This window comes from Streptomyces sp. NPDC056361 (genome assembly GCF_042262805.1).
Taxonomy (GTDB): Bacteria; Actinomycetota; Actinomycetes; order Streptomycetales; family Streptomycetaceae; genus Streptomyces.
Window position 1 is genome coordinate 62,455 of record NZ_JBHJQI010000031.1, and the last position, 7,982, is coordinate 70,436.

Here is a 7,982-nt window from a genome sequence, read left to right on the forward strand (position 1 = left end):
TGGCCGGGCCCGGACGCCCGGCCGGCCCCGACGCCCGGCCGGACTCAGCCGTCCAGGCGGACGACGCCGACGGCACCGGCCGGGACGGTGAGCTTCCCGTCGGCCGGCGTGCCGGAGAGGAGTTCCGTCCCGGCGCCGTCGAGCGGCACCACGGCGTCCTCGGCGGAGTGGTTGAGCGCGAAGAGGTAGCGCCGCCCGTCGTCCCCGGCGCGCCGCACGACCTCCACGTCGTGCGGGAGCGCGGTGCGCGCGGCGACTCCGGCGTCCGCGCAGGCGGCGGCGACGATCGCGTCCAGCGAGGCGGCGTCCAGGCGGGTGGAGACGTACCAGGCGGTGCCCCGGCCGAGCCGGTGCCGGGTGACCGCGGGTCCGCCGGCGGCCGGCCCGTCGGCGTACGTCCACACGGTCTCGGCCCCGCGCGGCCGGACGAACTCCGTCCAGACGTCGCCGGTGAGCGTGGCCCCGTCCGGCCCGGAGACCGTCACGCGCTGGTCGTCGAGGAGCGGGGACCACTCCTCGACGGTGAGGCCGAGGACGTCCCGCAGCGCGCCCGGGTAGGCGCCGGGGTGGACGGCGTCGTGCTCGTCGACGATGCCGGAGAAGTACGAGACGACGAGCGTGCCGCCGTTCTCGACGTACTCGCGCAGGTTCTGCCCGGCGGCCTCGGTGGTGAGGTAGAGCGCGGGGACGACGACCAGCGGGTAGCCGGAGAGGTCCGCCTCGGGGTGGGCGAAGTCGACGGTGAGGTGCCGGTCGTAGAGGGTCTCGTAGAAGCTGTCGGCGCGCTCGCGGGCCTCGTGGGCCTCGCTCGGCCGCCACTCCAGGTTCTGCGCCCACCAGGAGTGCCAGTCCCACAGCACGGCGACGTCCGGGACGGTGCGGGTGCCGCGGACCTCGGCCAGGGAGTCGAGGTCGGCCCCGAGGGCGACGACCTCGCGCCAGACCCGGGTGTCGGTGCCGCCGTGCGGGACCATCGCGGAGTGGAACTTCTCGGCGCCGCGCCGGGACTGGCGCCACTGGAAGAACATGGCGCCCTCGGAGCCGCGGGCGACGTGGGCGAGCGAGTTGCGGGCCATCTCGCCGGGGTGCTTGGCCGGGTTGCGGGCCTGCCAGTTCACCCCGGACGTGGAGTGCTCCAGGAGCAGCCAGGGCGCGCCGCCGGCGACGGAGCGGGTGAGGTCGGCGGCCATGGCCAGGTTGACGTGGGTGCGGCGGCCGTCGGTGATCAGGTAGTGGTCGTTGGTGACGAGGTCGACCTCGCGGCCCCAGGCCCAGTAGTCGAGGGAGTCGCACTGGCTGAGCGCGGTCATGAAGTTGGTGGTGACGGGGATGCCGGGCGCGAGCTCGTGGAGGATGTCGCGTTCCGTTCGGAAGTTCTCCCGGATGGTGGCGTCGGCGAAGCGGCGGTAGTCGAGCTGCTGCGCCGGGTTGCCGACGGTGGGGGTGGCGCGGGGCGGGTCGATCTCGTCGTACGAGGAGTAGCGCTGCCCCCAGAAGGCGGTGCCCCACGCCTCGTTCACCGCCTCCAAGGAGCCGTGGGTCCGCTGGAGCCAGCGGCGGAAGTGGGCGGCGCAGTGGTCGCAGTAGCAGGCGCTGACGGGGACGCCGTACTCGTTGTGGACGTGCCAGAGGGCGAGCGCGGGGTGGCTGCCGTAGCGCCGGGCGAGTGCGGTGGTGATGCCGGCGGCGGCGGCGCGGTAGGCGGGGGAGCTGTGGCAGATGGCCCCGCGTGAACCGTACGAGAAGCGCACGCCCTCGGCGGTGACGGGCAGTGCCTCGGGGTGGGCGCGGTAGAACCAGGCGGGCGGGGCGACGGTGGGCGTGCCCAGGTCGACCCGGATGCCGTGTTCGTGGAGCAGGTCGAGGAGCCGGTCGAGCCAGCCGAAGTCGTGGCGGCCCGGCTCGGGCTCCAGGAGGGCCCAGGAGAAGATGCCGACGCTCACCATGGTGACGCCGGCCTCCCGCATCAGCCGGACGTCCTCCTGCCAGACGCTTTCCGGCCACTGTTCGGGGTTGTAGTCCCCGCCGAACGCGAGCCGGTGCAGGCCCTTGGGAGTGGTCTGCGGCATGAGTCTCTCCTGAAACCTCGAACGACGGAATCTGTGTCCGCTTGGGAACGTGCACACACTCGATCTCGATGTGGCAACGCAACATAACCGCACACGAACAACCATTGACAAGTGTCTGGAACGTTTCTCTACTGTGAACGCTCACAGACGCATGACCGGCCTCCCCGCTCAAGGGAGAGGCCCCTTTTTCGGTCAGGGAGAAGCACCCCATGCCTCACATCACGCGCCGCGGACTCGCCGCCGCCACCGCCGTCCTCCTCGGCGCCACCGCGCTCACCGCCTGCGGATCCGCCGACCCGGGCGACAAGGCCGGCGCCGATTCCGGCCCCGTCTCGCTCACCTACTGGGCCTGGGCGCCCGGCATGGACAAGGTCGCGGCCCTCTGGAACGCCGAGCACCCCGACATCAAGGTCACCGTGCAGAAGCAGGCCTCCGGGGACGACCTGGTCACCAAGATCATCACCGCGACGAAGGCGCACAAGGGACCGGACCTCGTCCAGGCCGAGTACCAGGCCCTGCCCACCCTGGTCAGCAACGACTCCCTCGCCGACATCGCCTCCGAGGTCCCCGGCGTCAAGGACAGGTTCGCCCCCGGCATCTGGCAGCAGACCACCTTCGGCGGCGAGGCCGTCTACGCCCTGCCCCAGGACTCCGGCCCGCTGATGTTCTTCTACCGCGAGGACCTCTTCAAGCAGTACGGCCTCACCGTCCCCACCACCTGGGACGAGTTCGCCGCCACGGCCCGCACCCTGAAGAAGAAGGCCCCCGGCAAGTCCCTGACCACCTTCTCCGCCAACGACTCCGGACTCTTCGCCGGCCTCGCCCAGCAGGCCGGCGCCACGTGGTGGAGCTTCGAGGGCGACACCTGGAAGGTCGGCATCGACGACGCCGCCACCCGGAAGGTCACCGACTTCTGGGGCGGCCTGGTCGCCGAAGGCGCCGTCGACAACCAGCCCATGTACACCCCCGCCTGGAACAAGGCCATGAACTCCGGCGACCAGCTCGCCTGGGTCAGTGCCGTCTGGGCCCCCGGCACCCTCACCACCGCCGCCCCCGACGGCAAGGGCAAGTGGGCCATGGCCCCGCTCCCGCAGTGGACCGCGGGCGAGAACACCACCGGCAGCTGGGGCGGCTCCTCCACCGCCGTCACCTCCGACTCGAAGCACAAGGAGGCCGCCGCCGCGTTCGCCGTCTGGCTGAACACCGACCCGAAGGCCCTCGCCGCCCTCGTCAAGGAGAGCGGCATCTACCCGGCCGCCACCGCGGCCCAGACCAGCGGCGCCCTCGCCAAGGCCCCCGACTACTTCGCCAACCAGCCCGACTTCTACACCCGCGCCGCCGAGATAGCGAAGACCACCGCCCCGGCCGCCTGGGGCCCCAACGTGAACGTCGCCTACACCGCCTTCAAGGACGAGTTCGGCAAGGCCGCCAAGGCCAGGTCCGGCTTCGACACGGCCCTCACCGCCCTGCAGACCACCACCGTCGCGGACCTGAAGAAGCAGGGCTTCGAGGTCGCCAATTGACTCCTTCCCCTCGTGAAAGAGGGGAATTCCTGACTCACTTCGCCTGCCACCTAGCAGGTGGCAGGTCTTACAAGATCGACACCAGCCGGGTTGAGACCAGCCCGGACGAGCATCACGAGTGCGGAGTTCTTGTCCCTGGGGGACACCGCCCCGCACACGGTGCACGTGAAGGTTCTCTCGGAAAGGGGAAGTGCGTGCTTGGCTCTCGCTCCGCACCGTGCGCACTCCATGGTGGTGTGCGCGGGGTGGACCAGATGAACGGTCCGGCCGTGCTTTCGTGCCATCTCGACCAGCACCGTCTTGGTCGCGGTGATGGCGGCGTCGGCAGCCTTCCGCGCCATGGTGGACCGGGCGAGGAACTTCGGCCGGAAGTCCTCCACGGCGAGGGCGTCATGGTCACGGACGACGCGCTTGGCCCACTTGCGGGCCGTGTCCTGCCGTTGTCGGCTGATCTTCTTGTACGCCTTCGCAGTCGCCTTACGGGCCTTGCGGTACCCGGCGGTGTCGGGACGGTTCTTCGGGGTGGCACGCCTGGCCGTCATCCGCTGGTAGCGCGCCAGTTTCTGCGCCGCCGCACGGCCGTGCTCGGGGTGGGGCAGGTCGTGAGCGTCACTCGTCGTCGTGGCGGTCTCGCGTACACCCCAGTCGATGCCGATCACCCGGCCCGTGGCAGGCAGCGGATCGGCCCGGACGGTCACGACGAACGAGGCGTACCAGTGGCCGAGGCTGTCGCGGTACACCCGCACCGATGTCGGGACGGCCGGAAGGTCACGCGACCACACGACCGCGAGGACGATTCCTCCGGCCAGGTTCAGACGGCCGTCCTTGAGACGGAAGCCCCGCACGGTGTAGTTCAGCGACGGCAACGCCTCGCGCTTCCGCTTCATACGGGGCATCCCGGCCCGCCGCCGCACCGGCAGTCCTGCTTTGACATCCTTCAACGACTTGGCGCGGGACTTCGCGAAGTCCCGGATGGTCTGCTGCTGAGGAACCGAGGAACCCTCCCGCAGCCAGGCCATCGACCGGCGAGCTTCGGTCAGCAGCTTGTCCAGTTGCGCCGGACCGCAGGTCGTCTTTTCCACCACCGTCCGGTTGAGGGAGTGGACCTTGCGTGACATGGCCACGCACTCGTTCCACACCCATCGACACCGCGCTCACTCACCCTCGAGAGCTGTATGCGCGGTGGACGACACCCGCAGCCGGTACGTGTACCGAGCGTGACCACCTCCGTCCGCCCCCAGCGCCGTCGTCATGCAGATCAACCTAACGGCCACCACTGACAACGGAAGAAAGTGCAGGTCATCGCAGATGCGCAGCAGACTCCGCCCCTACGCGGTTCCGCCTCAAGTCCCCATTCCTCCCCGGCCTGACGGCCCGGGCCTCCTGGGAGAAGCCAAGTGACGCAGCCCTCCCAGGGCGTGCGCCGGTCGTACGGGGTCAAGGCGGCCCCGTACGGCTTCCTCCTCCCCGCCGCCGTCCTCTTCGCCCTCTTCTTCGCGCTGCCCATCGGCTACGCCGTCTGGCTCAGCTTCCACAAGGTCGAGATCAAGGGTCTCGGCCTCGGCAAGGGCGCCAGGAGCGAGGTGTGGGCCGGGCTGGAGAACTACACCTCCGCCCTCACCGACTCCGCGTTCCTGCACAGCGCCCTGCGCGTCCTCGGGTACGGCGCCGTCGTCGTCCCGGTCATGCTCAGCCTCGCCCTGCTCTTCGCGCTCCTGCTCGACTCGGAGCGCGTCCGGGCCCGCTCCTTCGCCCGCCTCGCGATCTTCCTGCCGTACGCCGTCCCCGGCGTCATCGCGGCCGTCCTGTGGGGCTTCCTCTACCTCCCGGCCGTCAGCCCCTTCCACTACCTCCTCGACAGGTTCGGGCTGCCGCAGCCCGACCTCATGGACGGCGGCCCGCTCTACCTCGCGATGTCCAACATCGCCGTCTGGGGCGGCACCGGCTTCAACATGATCGTCATCTACACGGCGCTGCGCTCGCTGCCCGCCGAGGTCTACGAGGCGGCGAAGCTCGACGGCTGCTCGGAACTCCAGATCGCGCTCCGGATCAAGATCCCGATGGTGGCGCCCTCGCTGGTGCTCACCTTCTTCTTCTCGATCATCGCGACCCTCCAGGTCTTCAACGAGCCCATGACGCTCAAGCCGCTCACCAACGGCATCCCCTCCGACTGGAGCCCGCTGATGAAGGTCTACAGCGACGCCTTCACCGGCGGGAACATCCACGCCGCCTCGGCCACCGCCGTCGTGCTCGCCCTCGCGACCTTCGCGCTCTCCTTCGCCCTCCTGAGGGTGTCCAACCGCCGCACCACGCAAGGAGCAGGCCGATGACCGGGCTCGCCTCCCCCTCCCGCCGCGCGACGGCCCCGGCCGCCGGCACCACCCCCGGCACCGCCCAGGGCCCGCCCGCCGCCCCGGCCGGGCGGACCCCCGGCCCCCGCCGCACAGCCCTGCTGCCCACGGCCGCCCTCGTCCTCGGCGCGCTGTACTGCCTGCTGCCCGTCGCCTGGGTCGTGGTCGCCGCCACCAAGTCGGGCCAGGACCTCTTCTCCACCTTCACGTTCCTGCCCGGCGACGGCCTCGCCGACAACGTCGCCGACCTGAACGCGTACCGCGACGGCATCTACTGGCGGTGGATGGCCAACTCCGTCTTCTACGCCGGCCTCGGCGCCGTCCTCTCCACCGTCGTCTCCGCGTTCGCCGGCTACGCCTTCGCGATGTACCGCTTCCCCGGCCGCGAGACGTTCTTCAACGTGATCCTCACCGGCGTCCTCATGCCGCCCGTCATCCTCGCCATCCCGCAGTACCTGCTGATGGCCGAGGCCGACCTCACCGACTCCTACGCGTCGGTGCTGCTGCCGCTGATCCTCTCCCCGTACGGCGTCTACCTCGGCCGCATCTACGCCGAGGCCGCCATCCCCATGGAACTGGTCGAGGCCGGGCGCATGGACGGCGCCGGCGAATGGCGGATCTTCCTGAGGATCGCCGTCCCCATGATGTCCCCGGGCCTGGTGACGGTCTTCCTCTTCCAGTTCGTCGCCATCTGGAACAACTTCCTGCTGCCGTTCATCATGCTCGGCGACGACGAGAAGTTCCCCATGACGGTGGGCCTGTTCACGCTCCTCAAGCAGGGCGCGAGCCAGCCCGCCCTGTACACCCTCGTCATCACCGGGGCCCTCCTCGCCGTCGTCCCGCTCATCGCACTCTTCCTCGTCATCCAGCGCTTCTGGAGCCTCGATCTGCTCTCCGGCGCCGTAAAGTCCTGAGCACAGGGGATCGAGGGGAAACACACAGCATGAGCACACCAGCGGGAAGGCGCCGACCGGCGACCATCCACGACGTGGCCCGCGAGGCAGGAGTCTCGCGCGGCACCGTCTCCCGTGTCCTCAACGGCGGCCACTACGTCAGCCCGACCGCCAAGGCGGCCGTCGACGCCGCGATCCGAAGAACGGGATACGTCGTCAACCGGCACGCCCGCTCACTGATCACCGGCAAGTCCGACTCGGTCGCCTTCCTCCTGACCGAGCCCCAGGAGCGGTTCTTCGAGGACCCCAACTTCAACGTCCTCCTCCGGGCCTGCACCCAGGCCCTCGCCGCCCGGGACATCCCGCTCCTCCTGATGATCGCGGGCACCGAGGACGAGCGCCGCCGCAACCTCCGCTACATCGAGGCCGGCCACGTCGACGGCGTCCTCCTCGTCTCCAGCCACTCCGGCGACCCCGTGGTGGCCCGGCTGCACGAGGCCGGCGTCCCCGTCGTCGCCTGCGGCAAACCGCTCGGCCAGACCGCCAAGATCGGCTACGTCGCCGCCGACGACCGCGACGGCGCCCGCGACATGGTCCGCCACCTGTACGCCTCCGGACGGCGCCGGATCGCCACCGTCACCGGCCCCCTCGACACGCCCGGCGGCGTCGAGCGCCTCGCCGGCTACCGCGAGACCCTCGCCGAGGTCGGCCTGCCCGTCGACGAGACCCTCGTCGCCGCCGGGGACTACAGCCGCGCCAGCGGCGAGGACGCGGCCCGCGCCCTCCTGGAGCGCGCCCCGGACATCGACGCCGTCTTCGTCGCCTCCGACCTCATGGCGCAGGGCGTCCTCGACACCCTCGCCCGCGCCGGCCGGTGCGTCCCCGAGGACATCGCCGTCGGCGGCTTCGACGACTCCCCGGCCGCCCTCTCGTCGCGCCCCTCGCTGACCACCATCCGCCAGCCCTGGGACCGGATCAGCACCGAGATGGTCCGCACCCTCCTGGCCCGCATAGCGGGCGAGGAGCCGGCGGCCGTCATCCTCCCGACGGAACTCGTCCGCCGCACCGGACACGGGAGGTACCCCGGTGAGCGGCGCCCAGCCCGCGGGCGGCGCGCCGCAGGCCGGCTGGCCGGCCACCGGGGGA

Annotated in this window: 6 protein-coding genes; 4 read left to right on the forward strand and 2 right to left on the reverse strand. The window is 70.9% G+C overall.

What is annotated here, in order from left to right; all coding sequences use genetic code 11:
• Window positions 1-44 precede the first annotated feature (44 nt).
• Complete coding sequence (locus tag ACFCY7_RS13120; RefSeq protein WP_376484010.1) at window positions 45-2,069, reverse strand: beta-galactosidase; 2,025 nt, start codon at window positions 2,067-2,069, stop codon at window positions 45-47.
• Window positions 2,070-2,278: 209 nt separating this feature from the next.
• Between ACFCY7_RS13120 and ACFCY7_RS13125 the strand changes: the two genes are divergently transcribed.
• Window positions 2,279-3,592: an ABC transporter substrate-binding protein gene (locus tag ACFCY7_RS13125; RefSeq protein ID WP_376484012.1), complete on the forward strand. Its 1,314-nt coding sequence runs from the start codon at window positions 2,279-2,281 to the stop codon at window positions 3,590-3,592.
• A 50-nt stretch (window positions 3,593-3,642) separates the two neighbouring features.
• On the opposite strand, the gene ACFCY7_RS13130 is transcribed toward ACFCY7_RS13125, so the two are convergent.
• Window positions 3,643-4,731: an RNA-guided endonuclease InsQ/TnpB family protein gene (locus ACFCY7_RS13130; RefSeq protein ID WP_376484013.1), complete on the reverse strand. Its 1,089-nt coding sequence runs from the start codon at window positions 4,729-4,731 to the stop codon at window positions 3,643-3,645.
• A gap of 258 nt (window positions 4,732-4,989) precedes the next feature.
• Between ACFCY7_RS13130 and ACFCY7_RS13135 the strand changes: the two genes are divergently transcribed.
• The 3 genes from ACFCY7_RS13135 to ACFCY7_RS13145 all read left to right on the forward strand — a co-directional run.
• Complete coding sequence (locus ACFCY7_RS13135) at window positions 4,990-5,922, forward strand: carbohydrate ABC transporter permease (protein ID WP_376484015.1); 933 nt, start codon at window positions 4,990-4,992, stop codon at window positions 5,920-5,922.
• Entirely contained in the window at window positions 5,919-6,857 is a 939-nt protein-coding gene (locus ACFCY7_RS13140) for a carbohydrate ABC transporter permease (RefSeq protein WP_376484016.1), read from the forward strand. Before ACFCY7_RS13135 ends, ACFCY7_RS13140 begins: the two co-directional genes overlap by 4 nt.
• 29 nt (window positions 6,858-6,886) lie before the next feature.
• On the forward strand, window positions 6,887-7,982 hold a 1,096-nt coding region (locus ACFCY7_RS13145; RefSeq protein WP_376484018.1), incomplete at its 3' end, for a LacI family DNA-binding transcriptional regulator.